The sequence below is a fragment of the Kitasatospora sp. NPDC001540 genome (assembly GCF_042894345.1).
GTDB lineage: Bacteria > Actinomycetota > Actinomycetes > Streptomycetales > Streptomycetaceae > Kitasatospora > Kitasatospora phosalacinea_C.
Window position 1 is genome coordinate 1 of record NZ_JBIAVO010000023.1, and the last position, 18,734, is coordinate 18,734.

Consider the following 18,734-nt stretch of genomic DNA (forward strand, 5'->3'; position numbering starts at 1 on the left):
GCGGTCGCCGACCGCGAGCCGCCCGACCGGCACCCGCACCTCCCGCCCGTCCCGCAGCACGGCCACGTCCTTGGCCCCCAGGTCGAGCAGCGCCTTCAGCGCGGCGCCCGCGGTCCGCTTCGAGCGGGCCTCGAAGTAGCGTCCGGCCAGGATGAACGCGGTGACACCGGCCGCCGCCTCCAGGTAGATGTTCGACGCGCCGTCCGAGCGGGCGATGGTGAACTCGAAGCCGTGCCGCATCCCGGTCATGCCCGCGTCGCCGAAGAACAGCGCCCACAGCGACCACAGGAACGCGGCGCCGGTGCCGACCGAGACCAGGGTGTCCATGGTCGCGGCGCCGTGCCGGGCGTTGGTCCAGGCGGCCTTGTGGAACGGCCAGGCGGCGTACGTCACCACGGGCGCGGCCAGGGTCAGCGACAGCCACTGCCAGTTGTCGAACTGCAGGGCGGGCACCATCGCCATGGCGATCACCGGCACCGCCAGCGCGACGGCGGTGACCAGCCGCTGCCGCAGCGGCGCCAGCCCGTCGGCGGGGCCGGTGGCCGCGGTGGTCGCGGTCTCCGGCGCCGCCGGGGGCTCGGGGACGGCGGCGGTGTAGCCGGTGGCCTCGACGGTCGCGATCAGGTCGGCGACCTCGACCGGCCCGTCGACGACCACCTTGGCCTTCTCGGTGGCGTAGTTGACGGTGGCCCGGACGCCGTCCATGCGGTTGAGCTTCTTCTCGATCCGCGCGGCGCAGGACGCACACGTCATGCCGCCGATGCGGAGTTCCACCTCGGTGGAGGCGGGTGCTGCCTGGGTGGTCATCAGGGCTCCTCGTGGTCTCTCCCGGCCGCGGGCCGGATTCCTACGGGTGGGGGCCGGGCTCAGACCCGGCCGGTCAGCTCGTAGCCGGCCTCGTCGATCGCGGCGCGCACCGCCGCGTCGTCCAGCTCGGCGGCCGAGTCGACGCTCACCAGGCCGCCCTGCACGTCGACCCGGACGGCCCGCACGCCCTCCAGGGCGCCGACGGCCTTGCCGACCGCCTGCTCGCAGTGGCCGCAGGTCATTCCGGCGATGGTGAACACGGTGGTGACGGCGGCCGGGGCGGTCGCGGTCGTGGTGGTGGAGCAGGTGCCGTCGGTGGAGCAGCAGGACACGGGAACCTCCGCAGTGATCCGGTGATACCCAGTGGGGGTATCGGCTTCGATGGCTCCAGTTATACCCGCGGGGGGTATGCGGCGCAAGCACTCCTTCCGATGCCCCCGCACTCCATCCGTTCCCGGGCGAATTTCAGGGCCCCGCCGCGCCTGCTCTGACCTGCATGGATGGCGACCCGTGCGGGTGCGGTCGCCCCGCCCTCCCGCTCCCACCCCGATTGACACATACCCCCTGGGGGTATCTACTCGCTGCGTCGGAACGCCCCGGATCCCACCGGGGCGGCCCCCTCACCCCACCCGCAGGAGCGCGCCGTGAACACCGCCCTCAAGGTCACCGCCTTCGCCACTGGCCTCGCCGCCGCCTTCACCGCCGCGTACGGCGTCGGCCGCGCGGTCGGCCCCGTCCCGGCCCGCGCCGCCCAGCCGCACACCGCCCACGCCGCCCGCGGCGAGGATCCCGCGGCTGCCCACGGCGAGGAGCCCGCGGCCGCCCACGGCGACCACCGGGTCGGCGGCCTGCAGGTCGCCGACCGCGGCTACGCCCTCCGCCTGGACCGCACCGTCGTCCCGGCCGGCGGCCCCACCGAGCTGCGCTTCCAGGTGCTGGCCCCGGACGGGCGCCCGCTCACCGCCTACCGGCCCGCGCACGAGAAGGAGCTCCACCTGATCGTCGCCAGCCGCGACCTGACGGACTTCCAGCACCTGCACCCCGTCCGCGCCGCCGACGGCACCTGGACCGCCCCGGCGGACCTCCCCGCGGCCGGCGACTACCGGGTCTTCGCCGACTTCACCCCGGCCGCCGAGACCGACCCGCTCACCCTCGGCGCCGACCTGCACGCCGCGGGCGACTACCGCCCCGCCGCCCTCCCGCAGACCGGCCGCACCGTCACCGTCGACGGCTACACCCTCACCCTCACCGGCGACCTCACCCCGGGCCGCCCCGGCCACCTCGCCTTCACCGTGAGCCGCGACGGCCGCCCGGTCACCGACCTCGACCCGTACCTCGCCGCGTACGGCCACCTGGTGGTCCTCCGGGCCGGCGACCTCGGCTACCTGCACGTCCACCCGGACGGCGAACCGGGCGACGGCGCCACCGCCCCCGGCCCGGAGGTCGACTTCACCGCGACCGCGCCCAGCCCCGGCGACTACCGCCTCTTCCTGGACTTCCGGCACCAGGGCGCCGTCCACACCGCGGCCTTCACCCTCACCGCCGCCGAGGCTCCCGCCGCCGAGGCCCCCGCGGCCGAAACCCACCAGCACTGAGGTCACCCCCCTCCCGTCCGCCCCACCCATCCGTCCCCCACATACCCCCTCCCCGTATATCACCAGAGGAGCCCCCGGCCATGTCCGACCTCAGCGCACCACCCGCGCCGCGCCGCTGGACGGCGCTCACCCTGATCGCCCTCGCCCAGTTCATGGTCATCATGGACACCTCGATCATCGGCGTGGCCCTGCCCGAGATGCAGTCGGCGCTCGGCTTCTCGCAGGAGAACCTGTCCTGGGTGTTCAACGCCTACGTGATCGCCTTCGGCGGCCTGCTGCTGCTCGGCGGACGGCTCTCCGACCTGCTCGGCGCCAAGCGCGTCTTCGCCACCGGCTGGGCGGTCCTCGCCGTCGGCTCCCTGCTGGCCGGCCTGGCCGGCACCGCCTGGGTCGAACTGCTCGGCCGCGCCGTCCAGGGCGCTGGCTCGGCCCTGATCGCCCCGGCGGCGCTCACCCTGCTGATGACCCTCTTCGGCCCGCGCCCCGCCGAACTCCCCAAGGCCATCGCCCTGTACGGGGCGGCCGCCCCGGCGGGCGGCACCGCGGGCGTCTTCCTCGGCGGGCTGATCACCCAGTACGCCAGCTGGCAGTGGGTGTTCTGGATCAACGTCCCGGTGGCGCTGGCCGTGCTCGCCGCGACCCCGTCCGTGATGCCCGCCGCCGCGGCCCGCCGCGGCTCGATCGACTGGCTCGGCGCGGCCACCGTCACCACCGGCCTCGCCGTCACCGTCCTCGCGATCGTCCGCGCCCCGCAGGCCGGTTGGGGCTCGGCGCAGACCTGGCTGGTGCTGGCCGCCGGGCTCCTGCTGATCGCCGTCTTCCTGCTGCTGCAGTCCCGCCGCCGCGAACCGCTGATGCGGCTCGGCATCTGGCGCAGCCCGAACCTGGCCGGGGCCAACCTGGCGCAGCTGCTGATGGCCGCGGCCTGGATCCCGATGTGGTTCTTCCTCAACCTCTACCTGCAGCAGGTGCTCGGCCTGGAGGCGTTCGCCTCGGGCGCGGCGCTGCTCCCGATGACCGCCGCGATCATGCTGATGATGATCGTCCTGGCGCCCCGGCTGATCGCCCGCTTCGGGCCCAAGCCCCTGGTCGTCACCGGCCTCGCCGCCCTCGCCGCGGGCATGTACTGGCTCTCGCTGGCCCGCCCGGACGGCAGCTTCGCGGTCGACGTGCTGCCCGCCTCGCTGCTCGCCGCGCTCGGCATGGCCCTGGCCTTCATCCCCTCCCTGGGCACCGCCCTCGCCGTCCCCGACCCCGCCGAGGGAGGCCTCGCCTCCGGCATCGTCAACACCTCCTACCAGGTCGGCTCCGCCCTCGGCCTGGCCGCCATGACCGCCGTCGCCGCCGCCAACGGCGCCCGCGACCTCACCGACCCCACCGCCCTCACCCACGGCTTCTCCGCCGCCTTCCTCGGCGCCGCCGTCCTCGCCCTCCTCGGCGCCCTCGCCTCCCTCCTCACCCTCCGCTCCCGTCCCTCCTGACCCCGCCCCCTCCGCGCGGAAGCCGGGCCCGGCCGATTCCCGGCCGCGGCCCAGTCGCTTCGGCGTAGCCTTCGTGCATGGCAGAGAGCAAGGTCGCGAAGGTCGGGCGGAAGAAGCCCGAGACGCACCTGGGGATGGTGCGGCGGGCCCGGAGGATCAACCGTGAGCTGGCGGAGCTCTATCCGTACGCGCACCCGGAGTTGGACTTCGACGGGCCGTTCCAACTGCTGGTGGCGACCGTGCTGTCGGCGCAGACCACCGACCTGCGGGTGAACCAGACGACGCCGGCGCTGTTCGCGAAGTACCCGACGCCGGAGGACCTCGCGGCGGCCGTCCCGGAGGAGCTGGAGGAGGTCATCCGGCCCACCGGGTTCTTCCGGGCCAAGGCGAAGTCGCTGATCGGCCTGTCGATCGCGCTGCGCGACCGCTTCGACGGCGAGGTGCCGCGCAAGCTGGAGGACCTGGTCACGCTGCCGGGGGTGGGCCGCAAGACCGCCAACGTGGTGATCGGCAACGCGTTCGGCGGGGCCGGGATCACCGTCGACACCCACTTCGGACGGCTGGCCCGCCGCTTCGGCTGGACGGCGGAGGAGGACCCGGAGAAGGTCGAGGCCGACGTGATGGCGATCTTCCCGAAGTCGGAGTGGACGATGCTCTCGCACCGGGTGGTGTTCCACGGCCGCCGGGTCTGCCACGCCCGCAAGCCCGCCTGCGGGGCGTGCCCGATCGCGCCGCTGTGCCCGTCGTACGGGGTGGGGGAGACCGACCCGGAGCAGGCCCGCAAGCTGCTGAAGTACGAGCTGGCGGGGCAACCCGGCCAGCGCCTGCGCCCTCCGGCGGACTTCCCGGGGGAGGCCGCTGCCCGCTCCGAGCTCGCCGCCGGGCACCCGCTGCCGGACACCGACCCGCGGGCCCTGCCGTCCGCGAAGCCCACGAAATCCGCGAAGTCCGCGAAGCCCGCGAAGGCGACCGCGAAGCCCGCCGAGGAGACGACCTCATGACGACGACGCCGCAGCCCGCGCTGGTCCGCGACGGCCTGCCGCAGTGGCTGCTGCCGGTGCGGGACGCCGCCGAGCGGGCGGCGCCGGAGCAGCTGAGCCGGTTCCTGCCGCCCCCCGAGGGCGGCCGTCCGTCGGCGGTGCTGATGCTGTTCGGCGAGGGCCCGGCGGGGCCGGACCTGCTGCTGATCGAGCGGGCCCGCAGCCTGCGCTCGCACGCGGGCCAGCCGTCCTTCCCGGGCGGCGCGCTGGATCCGGAGGACGGCGACCCGGCGGGCGACGGCCCGCTCGCGGCGGCGTTGCGCGAGGCGGTGGAGGAGACCGGCCTGGACGCGTCGGGCGTGCAGCTGTTCGCCCGGCTCCCGGCCCTGTACATCCCGGTCAGCGGGTTCGTGGTGACGCCGGTGCTGGGGTGGTGGCGCCGGGAGTCGCCGGTGGCGGTGGTCGATCCGGCGGAGACCGGCGCGGTGTTCCGGGTGCCGCTGGCCGAGCTGACCGACCCGGCGAACCGGGCGAAGCTGCGCCACCCCTCGGGGTTCACCGGGCCCGCGTTCCAGGTGGCCGGTCGGCTGGTGTGGGGGTTCACCGCGGGGGTGATCGACCGGGTGCTGCACTTCAGCGGTCTGGAGCGGCCCTGGGACACCCGGCGGGTCGTGGAGCTCTCCGAGGAGGCCGTCGAACTGTCCCGGCGCAGCGGCTGAGCGCCCTCAGCGGGGCGGCGCCATGGTCGACACGGTGTCCCCGCCGTCCTCGTACCCGTTCCAGTCGTTGGTGACCGAGCTTGCCGCCGACCCGATCACCCCGAGCACCAGGTAGACCACCAGCAGCGCCTTCGCGGCCCCGGTCAGCACCAGCGGCCGGGTCGCGGAGCGGACGGGCTCGGAGTCGGCGGGGTCGCCGAACACGGCCTTGGGGTAGGCGGGGGTCAGCATCATCAGGTACGCCTGGAACCGCATCCGGTAGCGCAGCACCGCCGCGGTGGCCCCGAACAGGGCCTCCGGCATCCGGCCGAGCACCAGCACCACCAGCCAGCTGACGAACGACAGCGCCCACCAGCCGGTCTGCAGCAGCCCCTGGACGATCGCGGCGGGGATCACCAGCAGCAGTCGGAAGAACACCGCGAGCCGGTTCAGCGGCCCGCCCGCCCGCAGCTCGATCCGGACGGGGTGGTCGGGGGCCGCGAACCGGAACGGCGGGTAGCGGTCGGTGACCAGCAGCGAGGAGGCGTAGACCCGGGTGTCGTACGCCAGGTAGCCGCCGAGCCAGTCGGCGGCGAAGCGCGGCAGCCGACCGGCGAACAGCGCGCCGAACCAGCCGATCACCACGACCACGAAGGCGACGATCGACAGCAGCCACAGCACCACGTACTGCGGGAGCAGCAGCAGCAGGCGCAGCAGCACGGTGAGCCGGTTCTGCGGGCCGGGCGGTGGGACGTCCAGGGCCGGTTGGAACTCGGTGCGGTCCACGGCCGGCACGTCCCACCTGGGCTGTTCCATGGTTCGGCTCCCTGCTTCCCGGTCGTTCTCGCTCGTTCGCGGTCGCTTCCGGTCACTCCCGGCATGTCCCGCGGTCCCCGTCCGGTCGGCTGCTGACGAGGTCGGATGATCAGACCGTCCCAACCGCTCCGCACCTGCTGCCCGCCGGGTTGACCCGATCGGGCGACGGCCGGGGACCGGTGTCCCCCGCCCGGCGGGACGTGGGAGGGTGTTCGGGTGAATGTCCTGGATCTGCTGCTGATCGCCGCCGCGCTCGGCTTCGCCGTGTCCGGCTATCGGCAGGGGTTCGTGGTCGGCGCGCTCTCGGTGCTGGGCTTCCTGGGCGGCGGCCTGATCGCCGTCCAGCTGCTGCCGCTGCTGCTGCACCACCTCTCGCCGGGGACCACCGCCTCGGTGGTGGCCGTGGTGGTGGTGATCGTGCTGGCGGCGGTCGGGCAGGCGGTCACCACGCACTTCGGGTGGAAGCTGCGGGGGCGGATCGGCCGGAACAGGGTGAGGACCCTGGACGCGGTCGGCGGCTCGCTGGTGAACGTGCTGTCGATGCTGCTGGTGGCCTGGCTGATCGGGTCGGCGCTGGCCGGGACCTCGCTGCCGACCGTCTCCAAGCAGGTCCGCAGTTCGAAGGTGCTGGGCACGGTGCAGGAGGCGCTGCCGGACGACGCCCCGAACTGGTTCTCCGACCTCAGCCAGGACCTGGCCCGCAACGGCTTCCCGCAGGTGTTCAACCCGTTCGAGCAGGAGCCGATCACCGAGGTGGCGCCGCCCGACCCGGCGCTGGCCAACAGCCCGGGCGTGCTGCGGGCCAAGGGATCGCTGGTGAAGGTGCTGGGCACGGCGACCTCCTGCGGCAAGACGCTGGAGGGCTCCGGCTTCGTGTTCGCCCCGCACCGGGTGATGACCAACGCCCACGTGGTCGGCGGCGTCGACGAGCCGACCGTGCAGGTCGCCGGGGCGGGGCAGCTGTACGACGCGACGGTGGTCCGCTACGACTGGCAGCGCGACATCGCGGTGCTGGACGTGCCGAAGCTGAACGCCCCGCCGCTGGCCTTCGCGGGCGAGGCCCGCTCCAACGACTCGGCGATCGTCGCGGGCTTCCCGGAGAACGGCGCGTTCAACGTCCAGCCCGCCCGCATCCGCGGCCGGATCCAGGCCAACGGCCCGGACATCTACCACCGCGGCCAGGTCGTCCGGGACGTCTACTCGGTGCGCTCGCTGGTCCGCCAGGGCAACAGCGGCGGCCCGCTGCTGACCCCGGACGGGCAGGTGTACGGGGTGGTGTTCGCCAAGTCGCTGGACAGCTCCGACACCGGCTACGTGCTGACCGCCGCCGAGGTGCGGGAGGACGTCGCGCAGGGCGCCACCGCGAGCGGGAAGGTCAGCACCGAGGGCTGCGCGCTGTGACCGGCCGGAGGCCGGAACCACTCTGACGGTCCGTCCGTCGCTGCTGGTAGCGTCGGCCGAGCTCACCCGAACGGCCGCACCGGGCCGCCGCGGCAGGAGCCTTCCGGGAGGTCGGACACACGTCATGATGGGTCACTCGCACGCGGTCAGCGGCGCCCTGCTGTTCGCGGCCACCGCGCCGTTCGTCCCGCCGCTGATGGGCATGCACCTGCAGCCGGCGGACGTGCTGATGGGCACCGTGCTGTGCGCGGGCGCGGCCCTGCTGCCGGACCTGGACCACCACGACGGCACCATCGCCAACTTCCTCGGCCCGATCTCCAAGGTCCTGTGCCAGTTCGTGGCCTGGGTCTCCGGCGGCCACCGGCACGCCACCCACTCGCTGCTGTTCGTGGCGCTGATGGGCGGCGGCAGTTGGGCCGGGATCACCTACGGGGGCCGGAACTTCACCATCGGCCTGACGTTCTTCCTGCTCGCGATGGCGATCAAGGCACTGCACCTGCACCCGCCGGGGGACGGTCCGCAGGGCTGGATCACCGTGATGGGCCTGGCCGCGCTCGGCACCTTCGGCATGCTCAACTGGCTGCCCAGCGCCCCGGGCTGGCTGCCGTACGCGGTGGCCCTGGGCACGCTGGCGCACCTGCTGGGCGACTGCCTGACCAAGCAGGGCTCACCGCTGCTGTGGCCGCACAAGGAGCGCTACGAGGTCGTGCTGATCAAGCGCACCGGCAACAAGGTGGAGACCAAGATCCTGGTGCCGGTGATGACGCTGGCGACCTTCGCGCTGCTGCTGTGGTCCACCGCGATCTCGCCGACCGTCCTGAGCTGAGCGCCCGCCGACGGGGCCGGGGGGGGGGGGGGGGGGGGGCCCCCCCCCCCCCCCCCCCCCCCGCCCGTCCGTGCGGGCCGCCTGCGGGCGTCACCCCTCCCGGCGGAGTCGGGCGCCGACCCAGCGGGCGCGCCGTCCGATGATCTTCGGAATGCCGAGCCGGTACCCCGCGCCGCGTGGTGCTCGCCCGGTCGGCTCGTAGGGCCACTCCGGCTGCGGGACGTGCTGCTGCGAGCTGCTGCTGCCACGGCGGCGTCGGCGCGGCTGGGCTTCTCGATCGGGCATCCAGGTCATACCGGAGGGATTCCCCTGGGCCGCCCGGAGTAACCGTGTCCGCGGCCGCCGACTGGCCTATGCACTTGTCATATGAACGCCACCAACTCGGAGGCAGCGAAGCCGGGTTGGGCCCCGCCGCTCAGTCCTCCCCGTGCTGCCGGACCCACTCGATCAGCTCCGCGGTGAACTCCTCCGGGACCTCCTCGTGCGGGAAGTGCCCGACCCCCGGCAGCAGCCGCCACCGGTACGGCGCCGACACGAACTCGCCCGCCCCCAGCGCCGTCCGCGGCAGCAGCACCGGGTCCGAGGCGCCCTGCACGTGCAGCACCGGCGCGGTGATCTGCCGCTTCATCCGGCGCGCGAACTGGATGCCGTCCGGCCGCGCCATCGACCGCATCAGCCAGCGGTACGGCTCGATCGAGCAGTGCGCGGTGCTCGGCACCTGGATCGCCTTCCGGTACGCCGCCACCGCCTGGGCGGGCAGCATGTTCGGCCCGGTCCAGGCCCGCAGGTACTCGCCCACCAGCGCCCCGTCGTCCGCGACCAGGCGGCGCTCCGGGAGCCACGGCCGCTGGAAGCCCAGCACGTGCTCGAACGCGGCGATCTGCTTGCGGTCGGTCAGCAGCGCCCGGCGCAGGTGCCGCGGGTGCGCCGCCGACACCACCGTCAGGCTGCGGATCACCGAGGGGCGCATCACCGCGGCCACCCAGGCCAGCGTGCCGCCGGTGGCGTGCCCGACCAGGTGCGCCCGCCGCTCGCCGAGCGAGCGGATCACGCCGGTGACGTCCAGCGCCAGGTTGCCCGGGTCGTAGCCGCGCGGGGTGCGGTCCGAACCGCCCGTGCCGCGCAGGTCCAGCGCGACCGCCCGGAAGCCCGCCCCGGCCAGCGTCGTCAGCTGGTGCCGCCACGCCCACCAGTACTCGGGCCAGCCGTGCACCAGCAGCACCAGCGGGCCCTCGCCGAGCTCGGCGATGTGGAAGCGCGCCCCGTTCGCCGCCAGGTCCCGGTGCGTCCACGGCCCGGCCGAGCGGACGCTCCACGGCTCCGCGGGCACCGGCGGGACGGGAGCGGGAGTGGTCTCATCCACGGGCTTCTGGTCCAACGACATACCCGCAGCCTGTCATACCCGCCCTTCCCGCACCCGCCCGGCACTCGTGCACGCGCGCAACCGTTACCGGCCGCCGCTCACTGGATCCGGCCGAGCGCCCGGTCGATCTCCTCCTTGGTGGCCGGCCGCGGCCTGGCGTTCTTCAGCACCTTCGCGGTGGCCTGGGCGCCCGCGATGGTGCGCTCCGGCTTCTTGACCTTCTTGAAGTACCGGACCATCAGGAACGCCAGCAGCAGGGCGATCAGCACGTACGCCCCGCCCACGATGGCGAACGACCAGCCGGTGGTGATGCCCAGCGCCTGCAGGCCCCAGGCGAAGGCGAAGGAGAACATCGGGATCGAGGCCAGCGCCACCACGCCCGCCACCACGCCCGCCGCGGTGCCGATGCCGCCGCGCACCACGTCGGCCTTGATCTCGGCCTTGGCCAGCGCGATCTCGTCGTGCACCAGGCTGGACAGCTCGGCGGTGGCGTCGGCGAACAGCTCGCCGATGGTCCGCTCGCCCTCGTGCGGGGTGCGGCCGTTCGGGGGTAGGGCTCCTGCGGCCATCGGGAGGTCTCCGTTCGAAGGGCTGGGTGAGGCGTCCTGAGCGGCCGTCACGCGTGGGTGTGTCAGCTCAGCATCATGCCCCTACCGGCGAGTCGGGCACCACTCCGGGTACCCGCCCGACGGCGTGTCACCCCTGGCGTTGGTACACATCGGGGACGCCGTCGCCGTCCTCGTCCCGGTTCTCCTCGTCGTACAGCTCCCGGTAGTGCCGGTTGCGCCGCTTCAGCAGCAGCGAGCCGACCACCGCGCAGGCCAGCGAGCCGACCAGCACCGCCTCCTTGCACAGCTGGGCCAGGTGGTGGTCGTCCGGGAACGCCAGGTCGCTGATCAGCAGCGAGACCGTGAAGCCGATGCCCGCGACGGTGGCCAGCGCCACCAGGTCGGACCAGGTCAGCTGCGGGTTCAGGGTGGCCCGGGTGAAGCGGGCGGCCAGCCAGGTGCCGCCGAAGATGCCCGCCGACTTGCCGACCAGCAGGCCGATCACGATGCCCAGCGGCGCGGGCCGGGTGAACACCTCGCCCAGGATCTGCGCCGACACCGGCACGCCCGCCGCGAACAGCGCGAACACCGGCACCGCCAGGCCCGCCGACAGCGGCCGCACCAGGTGCTCGATGTGCTCGCCGGGGGAGTGCTCCTCGCCCTCTTCGCGGTGGCAGCGCAGCAGCAGGCCCATCGCCACGCCCGCCACCGTCGCGTGCACCCCGCTCTCGTGCATCAGCGCCCAGATCGCCACCGCCAGCGGCACGTACAGCCACCAGCCGTGCACCCCGCGCCGGTGCAGGAACCAGAACAGCACCAGCCCCGCCAGCGACGCCCCCAGCGCCCAGAACTCGATCCCGGACGAGTAGAAGACCGCGATGATCAGGATCGCGATCAGGTCGTCCACCACCGCCAGGGTCAGCAGGAACGCCCGCAGCGCGGACGGCAGGTGACTGCCCACCACCGCCAGCACGCCCAGCGCGAAGGCGATGTCGGTCGCGGTCGGGATCGCCCAGCCCGCCGGGTGCCCGTTCGGCGCCGCCACGTTGATCACCGTGAACAGCACCGCGGGCAGCAGCACCCCGCACACCGCCGCCACCACCGGCAGCGCCGCCGCGCTCGGCGTCCGCAGCTCCCCGGCCACGAACTCGCGCTTCAGCTCGATGCCCGCCACGAAGAAGAAGACCGTCAGCAGCCCGTCCTGCGCCCAGGCCTCCAACGGCAGGTGCAGGTGCAGCGCACTCGGCCCGACCGTGTACTCCAGCACCGCCTCGTAGGCGTGCGGCCACAGGTTGGCCCAGAGCAGCGCGGCCGCCGCGGCCACCAGCAGCAGCACGCCGCCGACCGTCTCGGTGCGCAGCGCGTCGGTGAGGTAGCGGCGTTCGGGCAGCGACAGCAGGCCGAGGAACTGGCGGCGGTCGTCGGCACTGCGGCGGTCGTCGGACGGGCTGGCCACGGCGGGGGACCTCCTGGGGCGGGCGGCATGCGGACACACGGGTGGTGCAGTGCCGACCAGACTTCCCGGCGCGCCTCAGGTTCTTCGATGCTTTCCCGACATCCTACGGCGCGTGACGAGCGGGCAGTCGGTTCGTCCCACTTTATGGCGGTTGCCGGGAGGCGGGCGGCCGGGCCCCGGCGCGCTGACCCGGATGGGTTCGGCCGGATGCGGACGACCCGGCGCCTTCCTAGGGTCGGCCGCAGAAGCGGTGCCGCCGTCCCGGCGGCCCGCCCCGACCTGGAGGAATCGATGCCCAGTCAGGAGACCGAACCCATACCGGTGCAGGCCGTGGGTCCGCAGGGGAGAGGAGGCGTGGGCGCCGGCACCGCCCAGCCCCCGTTAACCGACCCGGACCTCGAACGCCTGCTGCGCCCGCTGTTCGCCGCCGCCGCGCCCGAGGGCGGCATCGCCGTCGCGGTGATCCGCGGCACCGAGCGAACCGTGGCCTGCCGCGGCTACGCCGATCGGGCCGGGGAGCGCCCGGTGCGGGCCGACACCCGGTTCGAACTCGGCTCGGTCACCAAGACCTTCACCGCGCTGCTGCTCGCCGACATGGTCGCCCGCGGCGAGGTCGGCTACGACGACCCGATCGACCGCTACCTGCCCGCCGAGGCGCTGCCCGGCTACCCGCACGAGCGCCCGATCACCCTGCTGCACCTGGCCACCCACACCTCCGGGCTGCCCCGGCTGCCGGTCGGCCTCGCCCCCGCCGCGGTGCCCCGCTGGTTCACCAGCCCGTACGCCACCTTCAGCGCCGCCCACCTGCTGCGGGCGCTGCCCCGCACCCCCGTGCGCGGCACCCCCGGCACCCGGGTGCGGTACTCCAGCCTCGGCGCCGGACTGCTCGGCCTGGTGCTGGAACGGGCCGCCGGGCAGCGCTACCAGGAACTGCTCGCGGGGCGGGTCTGCGAGCCGCTCGGCCTGATCGACACCTCCTGCGGCACCGGCCGGGACGAGACCACCGGCTACCGGCGCGGCCGCTGGATCCCCTCGTTCAAGCTCCCGGCGCTGCCCGGCGCGGCGGCGCTGCGCTCCACCGCCGACGACATGCTGCGCTACCTGCAGGCCCACCTGGCGGTGGACGCGGTGCCGATCCCGGAGCGGACCGGCGCGGCGGCCAGCCTGCGGACCGCGCTGCGCGAGGTATCGCTGCCCCGGGTCGCCCGGCGCGGGTTCGGGCAGCGGATCGGCCTGAGCTGGCACCACCGCCCCGCCGCGGGCGCCGCGGACCGCGAGGTGGTCTTCCACAGCGGCTCCACCGGCCGCTGCACCGCCTTCGTGGGCTTCGACCGGGCCGCGCAGACCGGCCTGGTCGTGCTGGCCGGGCCGCTCGCCACCGGGCGGCGCCGCTTCGCCCAGAGCGCGCACGAGACGCTGCGGGCGCTGGCGGGCTGACCGGCGGCCGCCACCGACGGCCGGGGCCCCGTCCCGCTTCGCGCGGAACGGGGCCCCGGCCCGTGGTGCGGTGGATCAGCCCTCGGAGCCGGCGGCCGGCAGCTGGGACTGGATCAGGTTCATCACCGTGGAGTCGGCCAGCGTGGTGGTGTCGCCCACCTCCCGGCCCTCGGCGATGTCGCGCAGCAGGCGGCGCATGATCTTGCCGGAGCGGGTCTTCGGCAGCTCGGAGACCACCTTGATCTGCTTCGGCTTGGCGATCGGGCCGAGGGTGCGGCCGACGTGGTTGCGCAGCTCCGCGATCAGCTCCTCGCTGTCCGCGGCGGTGCCGCGCAGGATCACGAAGGCCACGATCGCCTGGCCGGTGGTGGCGTCGGTCGCGCCGACCACCGCGGACTCGGCGACCGCAGGGTGGCCGACCAGCGCCGACTCGACCTCGGTGGTGGAGATGTTGTGGCCGGAGACCAGCATCACGTCGTCCACCCGGCCGAGCAGCCAGATGTCGCCGTCCTCGTCCTTCTTGGCGCCGTCACCGGCGAAGTAGCGGCCCTCGAAGCGCGACCAGTAGGTGTCGACGTAGCGCTGGTCGTCGCCCCAGATGGTGCGCAGCATGGACGGCCACGGCTCGGTCAGCACCAGGTAGCCGCCGGAGCCGTCGGGCACCTCGCGGGCCTCGTCGTCCACCACGGTGGCGGCGATGCCCGGCAGGGCGCGCTGGGCGGAGCCCGGCTTGGTCTCGGTGACGCCCGGCAGCGGGCTGATCATGATCGCGCCGGTCTCGGTCTGCCACCAGGTGTCGACGATCGGGGTCTTCCCGGCGCCGATGTGCTCGCGGTACCAGACCCACGCCTCGGGGTTGATCGGCTCGCCGACCGAGCCCAGCACCCGCAGGCTGGAGAGGTCGAACCGCGCCGGGATGTCGTCGCCCCACTTCATCCAGGTGCGGATGAGGGTGGGCGCGGTGTAGAGGATGGTCACGCCGTACTTCTGCACGATCTCGAACATCCGGCCCTGGTGCGGGGTGTCCGGGGTGCCCTCGTAGATCACCTGGGTGGCGCCGTTGGAGAGCGGGCCGTAGACGATGTACGAGTGGCCGGTGACCCAGCCGATGTCGGCGGTGCACCAGTAGACGTCGGTCTCCGGCTTGAGGTCGAAGACCGCGTTGTGGGTGAAGCTGGCCTGGGTGAGGTAGCCGCCCGAGGTGTGCAGGATGCCCTTGGGCTTCCCGGTGGTGCCCGAGGTGTACAGGATGAACAGCGGCTGCTCGGCGTCGTGCGCCTCGGGGGTGTGCTCGGCCGACTGGCCGTCCACCAGCTCGTGCCACCAGACGTCGCGGCCCTCGGTCCAGGCCACCTCCTCGCCGGTGCGGCGTACGACCAGGACGTTCTCCACGCCGTCGACCTTGGTCAGCGCCTCGTCGATGGCGGGCTTGAGCGCGGACGGCTTGCCGCGGCGGTAGCCGCCGTCGGCGGTGATGACCAGCTTGGCGTCGGCGTCCTTGATCCGGGAGGCCACCGCGTCGGCGGAGAAGCCGCCGAAGACCACCGAGTGCGCCGCGCCGATCCGGGCGCAGGCGAGCATCGCGACGACCGCCTCGGGGATCATCGGCAGGTAGACGGCGACCCGGTCGCCCTTGGCCACGCCGAGCTGCTGCAGGGCGTTGGCGGCCTTGGAGACCTCGTCCTTGAGCTGGGCGTAGGTGATGGCGCGGCTGTCGCCGGGCTCGCCCTCGAAGTGGATGGCGACGCGGTCGCCGTGGCCGGCCTCGACGTGGCGGTCCACGCAGTTGTACGCCACGTTCAGCTTGCCGTCGGCGAACCACTTGGCGAACGGCGGGTTCGACCAGTCCAGGGTCTCGGTGGGCTCGACCGCCCAGCTCAGTCGGCGGGCCTGCTCGGCCCAGAAGGCCAGCCGGTCCTCGGAGGCCTGGGCGTAGGCGTCGGCGGTGACGTTGGCGGAGGCGGCGAGCTCCGCGGGCGGGGCGAAACGCCGCTCCTCCTTGAGCAGATTGGCCAGGCTCTCGTTGCTCAACGCGCACTCCTCATCGAGTCTCAAATACCGGGGAACCCCGTGCGGAGGGATTGTCCCGTGTGTCCCAGCGCACAGCTCACCAGGCCGACCGCTCCGTTGACAAGAGCTGCCGGAAAATTGGTGTAGACCTTTGATCGATCGAGGGCCCGATCCCGGGCGGGCGCCGCCCCGGACCTCCCGCCGGTCCCCCTGCCCCTTCCCGTCCCCCGCTCCGATCAATCCCGTGCAGCGCCTTGACGCCCCCCTCCGCCGGTACTCCACTGAAAGTGCACGACTCATCACTTTGAGCAACTGCTGCGGGAGTACCGCCATGAACACCACCCCTCCCCTCCCCGGCGACTTCGCGGTCGTCCGGATGGGCGGCCGCACCGGCCGCCTGATCCGGATCGGCCAGTTCCTCAACGGCGACGGGTTCGCCGACTACGAGCACGCCTTCGTCCACGTCGGCGACGGCGAACTCGTCGAGGCCCAGCCCGGCGGCGCGGAACTCCGCCCGCTCTCCGTCTACGACGACCGGCCGGCGCTCTGGTCCACCGGCCGGATCCCGCTCACCGACGAGCAACGGTCCGCGATCACCGCCGCCGCCCGCTCCTACGTCGGCACCCCCTACAGTTTCGCCGACTACCTCGCCCTCGCCGCCGTCCGCCTCCACCTGCCGATCGGCCCCCCGCTGCGGCGCTACGTCGCCAGCACCGCGCACATGATCTGCTCCCAACTCGTCGACCAGTGCTACCAGGACGCCGGGGTCCACCTCTTCGCCGACCACCGCTGGCCCGGCTACGTGACCCCGGCCGACCTGGCCCGGCTGCTGCTCTGACGGCCCCTAGGCCGCGAGGTCCTGCTCCGGCTCGGCGTGCGCGTGCACCGGCGCGAAGCGGCCGGTCCGCGCGTCCAGCACGTAGGCCTGCGCGGTCGCGAAGTCGAAGTACATCCCGACCAGTCGCAGCGAGCCCTGCGCGACCCGGCGCCCCACCGCCGGGTTGGCCAGCAGCTGGTCGAGCTGCTGCACCACGTTGGTGATGCACAGCTGCTCCACCACGTCCGCCGCGGGGCGGCCCTCGAACTCGGCGGGGGCGCGCCGCAGCCGGTCGAGCGAGCTGCGGCCGTTGCGCAGCCAGCGCGCCAGCGCGGTGGGCGGACCGGCCGCCTCGGTGACGCCGTCCAGCAGGGCCTTCATCGCCCCGCAGCCGGAGTGCCCGCAGACCGTGATCGAGGCGACCTCCAGGACCTCCACCGCGTACTGGACGGCGGCGGCCACCGAGTCGTCCGCGGCGCCCGGCTCGTACGGGGCGGGGACGAGGTTGCCGACGTTGCGGACGGTGAAGAGGTCTCCGGGGCCGGAGCTGGTGATCATGCTGGTGACCATCCGGGAGTCCGCGCAGGTGAGGAAGAGCTGCGAGGGCGTCTGGCCGTCCCGGGCGAGGCGGGCGAGCTCCTGGCGGACCAGCGGGGCGGTGTGCTGCTGGAAGCCGCGGACGCCGTCGAGCAGCCGGACGTGCGGGTCGTCCTCGCGCTGCTCGACGCAGTGGTGGCCGACCCAGGGCGTCCAGGCGCGGCAGCGGTGCGGCCCGGGGGAGCTGCCCGCCCGGACGGTGCCGTCCGGATCCAGCACGTCCTGCGGGCGGCGCTCGGTCACCATCGCGACCTGGGCGCCGCTCGCCTGGTGGCCGGTGCGCCAGGCGTGCAGCGCCTCGTACGCGGCGTGGTCCAGGAACGAGCCGTCGTGGTGGACCGTCACCCGCGCCCCGGCCGGGATCCGGGACAGCGCCCGGCTCAGCTTGGGGACGGCCGCGAACGTCAGCGGGCCGTGGGTGCGGACGGTGTACGAGCCGTCCGCCTCGGCCAGCACGTCGACGTGGGCGCGGGTCAGCCGGTAGAGGGCGAGCAGCACGGCGACCGCACCGCCCAGCGCCACCCCGAGCGGGACGCCGAGCAGCACCACCCCGAGCACGGTGGCCAGGTACACCGGGAACTCGCGGTGCCGGTGCACCCGGCGGATGTGCGCGAAGCTGACCATCTGCACGCCGACCACCAGCACCAGCGCGGCCAGCGCGGCCAGCGGGATCCGCCGCAGCCCGGCGGTCAGCACCAGCGCGGCGACCAGCACCCAGCAGCCGTGCAGCACCGCGGAGGCCCGGGTGGCCGCACCGGCCTGCACGTTGGCGGTGGAGCGGACGGCGCCGCCGGCCACCGGGAGGCCGCCGAGCAGCCCAGAGGCCAGGTTGGACGCGCCCTGGGCGCGCAGCTCGCGGTCCAGGTCACCGCTGCGGCGGGTCATCCGGTCGACCGCGACGGAGGACAGCAGGGACTCCACGCCGGCCACCACGGTGACCGTCAGCACCAGGCCGAGCAGCGCCGCCCAGTGGCCGGACAGCAGGTCGGGCGAGGGCAACGAGAAGAACTGGTGGTGCTCCCAGACCGGGAGTTCGACCCGGGCCAGCCGCAGCCCGGCGATCAGCGACAGGGCGGTGGCGGCGGCCACCGCGACCAGCGCGGCGGGCAGCCGGGCCAGCCGGGCGCCGACGCGGCCGGCCGTGCCGGGCAGCAGGCCGAGCCTGGGCCAGCCGTACAGGACCGCCAGCGCCAGCAGGCCGACCACCAGCGCGGGCAGGTGCGGCCCGGCCAGTTCGCCGGGCAGCGAGAGCAGGTCGGCCAGTGCCGAACTGTGCGGCGTACCACCGAGGATGACGTGCAGTTGGGCGATCGCGATGGTCAGGCCGACGCCCGCCAGCATGCCGTGCACCACGGCGGGCGAGACGGCGAGCGCGGCGCGGGCCACCCGCAGCGAGCCGAGCAGCAGTTGCAGCAGGCCCGCGGCGACGGTGACCAGGCAGGCGGTCGGCCAGCCGTACTGGGCGATCACCCCGGCGGTGACCACCGTCAGGGCCGCGGACGGGCCGCTGACCTGCAGGTGGGTGCCGCCGAGGAGGCCCGCCACCAGGCCGCCGACCGCGGCGGCGACCAGGCCGGCCGTCAGCGGGGCGCCGGTGGCGAGGGCGATGCCGAGCGAGAACGGCACCGCGATGAGGAACACCGCCAGGGAGGCGGGCAGGTCGTGCGCCAGCAGGGCGCGGGCCCGGCCCGGGGCCGCGTCGGCCTGCGGCGGGGCGTGGTCGGTGGTGTCGGAGGCGATGGGTGCGCTGGAGACGTCGAGGGTCATGGTGTCTTCCCGTCTTCTTCCGGGGGAACGAACGCAGTCAGGTCCGGCGGTGTGGTGTGCCTGGTCGGATCGGCTGTCGTGGGTCACAGCGGGTGTGGCGGGGTGGGCGCGGCGGCGGCGGCCTGCGGCGACCCG

Annotated in this window: 16 protein-coding genes; 8 read left to right on the forward strand and 8 right to left on the reverse strand. The window is 74.0% G+C overall.

Going from position 1 to position 18,734, the window contains the following annotated elements; genetic code table 11:
- Window positions 1-807: cation transporter (locus tag ACFY00_RS24715; RefSeq protein ID WP_388033726.1), on the reverse strand; the 807-nt coding region annotated here is incomplete at its 3' end.
- A 59-nt stretch (window positions 808-866) separates the two neighbouring features.
- Window positions 867-1,139: a heavy-metal-associated domain-containing protein gene (locus ACFY00_RS24720; protein WP_388033727.1), complete on the reverse strand. Its 273-nt coding sequence runs from the start codon at window positions 1,137-1,139 to the stop codon at window positions 867-869.
- Window positions 1,140-1,451: 312 nt separating this feature from the next.
- On the opposite strand from ACFY00_RS24720, the gene ACFY00_RS24725 reads away from it, so the two are divergent.
- The 4 genes from ACFY00_RS24725 to ACFY00_RS24740 all read left to right on the forward strand — a co-directional run bounded on the left by ACFY00_RS24725 (window position 1,452) and on the right by ACFY00_RS24740 (window position 5,582).
- Window positions 1,452-2,402 (forward strand): hypothetical protein, encoded by a 951-nt coding sequence (locus ACFY00_RS24725; RefSeq protein WP_388033728.1) that lies wholly within the window; start codon window positions 1,452-1,454, stop codon window positions 2,400-2,402.
- Window positions 2,403-2,482: 80 nt separating this feature from the next.
- Entirely contained in the window at window positions 2,483-3,883 is a 1,401-nt protein-coding gene (locus ACFY00_RS24730; protein ID WP_388033729.1) for an MFS transporter, read from the forward strand.
- A 77-nt stretch (window positions 3,884-3,960) separates the two neighbouring features.
- The gene (gene nth / locus ACFY00_RS24735) at window positions 3,961-4,884 is read left to right on the forward strand and encodes an endonuclease III (protein ID WP_388033730.1); all 924 of its coding nucleotides are present in this window, start codon (window positions 3,961-3,963) and stop codon (window positions 4,882-4,884) included.
- Window positions 4,881-5,582 carry an NUDIX hydrolase gene (locus tag ACFY00_RS24740; RefSeq protein WP_388033731.1) on the forward strand — a complete coding sequence of 234 codons (702 nt, stop codon included), beginning with the start codon at window positions 4,881-4,883 and terminating at the stop codon, window positions 5,580-5,582. The genes nth and ACFY00_RS24740 overlap by 4 nt, the downstream gene beginning before the upstream one ends.
- A gap of 6 nt (window positions 5,583-5,588) precedes the next feature.
- On the opposite strand, the gene ACFY00_RS24745 is transcribed toward ACFY00_RS24740, so the two are convergent.
- A complete protein-coding gene (locus tag ACFY00_RS24745; RefSeq protein ID WP_388033732.1) occupies window positions 5,589-6,377 on the reverse strand; it encodes a DUF4389 domain-containing protein in 789 nt (262 codons plus the stop codon).
- 216 nt (window positions 6,378-6,593) lie between these two features.
- Here ACFY00_RS24745 and ACFY00_RS24750 point away from each other — a divergent pair, with 216 nt between their 5' ends.
- A complete protein-coding gene (locus ACFY00_RS24750; protein ID WP_388033733.1) occupies window positions 6,594-7,778 on the forward strand; it encodes a MarP family serine protease in 1,185 nt (394 codons plus the stop codon).
- 124 nt (window positions 7,779-7,902) lie between these two features.
- Window positions 7,903-8,604 carry a metal-dependent hydrolase gene (locus tag ACFY00_RS24755; RefSeq protein ID WP_285735958.1) on the forward strand — a complete coding sequence of 234 codons (702 nt, stop codon included), beginning with the start codon at window positions 7,903-7,905 and terminating at the stop codon, window positions 8,602-8,604.
- Between the two features lie 415 nt (window positions 8,605-9,019).
- Here the strand turns inward: ACFY00_RS24755 and ACFY00_RS24760 are convergent, their stop codons facing one another.
- From ACFY00_RS24760 to nhaA, 3 genes are all read right to left on the reverse strand, one after another.
- The gene (locus tag ACFY00_RS24760) at window positions 9,020-9,988 is read right to left on the reverse strand and encodes an alpha/beta fold hydrolase (protein ID WP_388033734.1); all 969 of its coding nucleotides are present in this window, start codon (window positions 9,986-9,988) and stop codon (window positions 9,020-9,022) included.
- Window positions 9,989-10,065: 77 nt separating this feature from the next.
- On the reverse strand, window positions 10,066-10,536 hold the full coding sequence (locus ACFY00_RS24765; RefSeq protein WP_388033735.1) for a phage holin family protein: 471 nt from the start codon (window positions 10,534-10,536) through the stop codon (window positions 10,066-10,068).
- 127 nt (window positions 10,537-10,663) lie between these two features.
- Window positions 10,664-11,971, reverse strand: a complete 1,308-nt coding sequence (gene nhaA, locus ACFY00_RS24770; RefSeq protein WP_388033736.1) for a Na+/H+ antiporter NhaA — start codon at window positions 11,969-11,971, stop codon at window positions 10,664-10,666.
- Between the two features lie 354 nt (window positions 11,972-12,325).
- On the opposite strand from nhaA, the gene ACFY00_RS24775 reads away from it, so the two are divergent.
- Window positions 12,326-13,408: a serine hydrolase domain-containing protein gene (locus tag ACFY00_RS24775; RefSeq protein WP_388033737.1), complete on the forward strand. Its 1,083-nt coding sequence runs from the start codon at window positions 12,326-12,328 to the stop codon at window positions 13,406-13,408.
- Between the two features lie 75 nt (window positions 13,409-13,483).
- On the opposite strand, the gene acs is transcribed toward ACFY00_RS24775, so the two are convergent.
- The gene (acs, locus tag ACFY00_RS24780; RefSeq protein ID WP_388033738.1) at window positions 13,484-15,439 is read right to left on the reverse strand and encodes an acetate--CoA ligase; all 1,956 of its coding nucleotides are present in this window, start codon (window positions 15,437-15,439) and stop codon (window positions 13,484-13,486) included.
- A gap of 310 nt (window positions 15,440-15,749) precedes the next feature.
- Here acs and ACFY00_RS24785 point away from each other — a divergent pair, with 310 nt between their 5' ends.
- Window positions 15,750-16,256, forward strand: a complete 507-nt coding sequence (locus tag ACFY00_RS24785) for a hypothetical protein (RefSeq protein ID WP_388033739.1) — start codon at window positions 15,750-15,752, stop codon at window positions 16,254-16,256.
- 6 nt (window positions 16,257-16,262) lie between these two features.
- Here the strand turns inward: ACFY00_RS24785 and ACFY00_RS24790 are convergent, their stop codons facing one another.
- On the reverse strand, window positions 16,263-18,599 hold the full coding sequence (locus tag ACFY00_RS24790) for a SulP family inorganic anion transporter (protein ID WP_388033740.1): 2,337 nt from the start codon (window positions 18,597-18,599) through the stop codon (window positions 16,263-16,265).
- Window positions 18,600-18,734 lie beyond the last annotated feature (135 nt).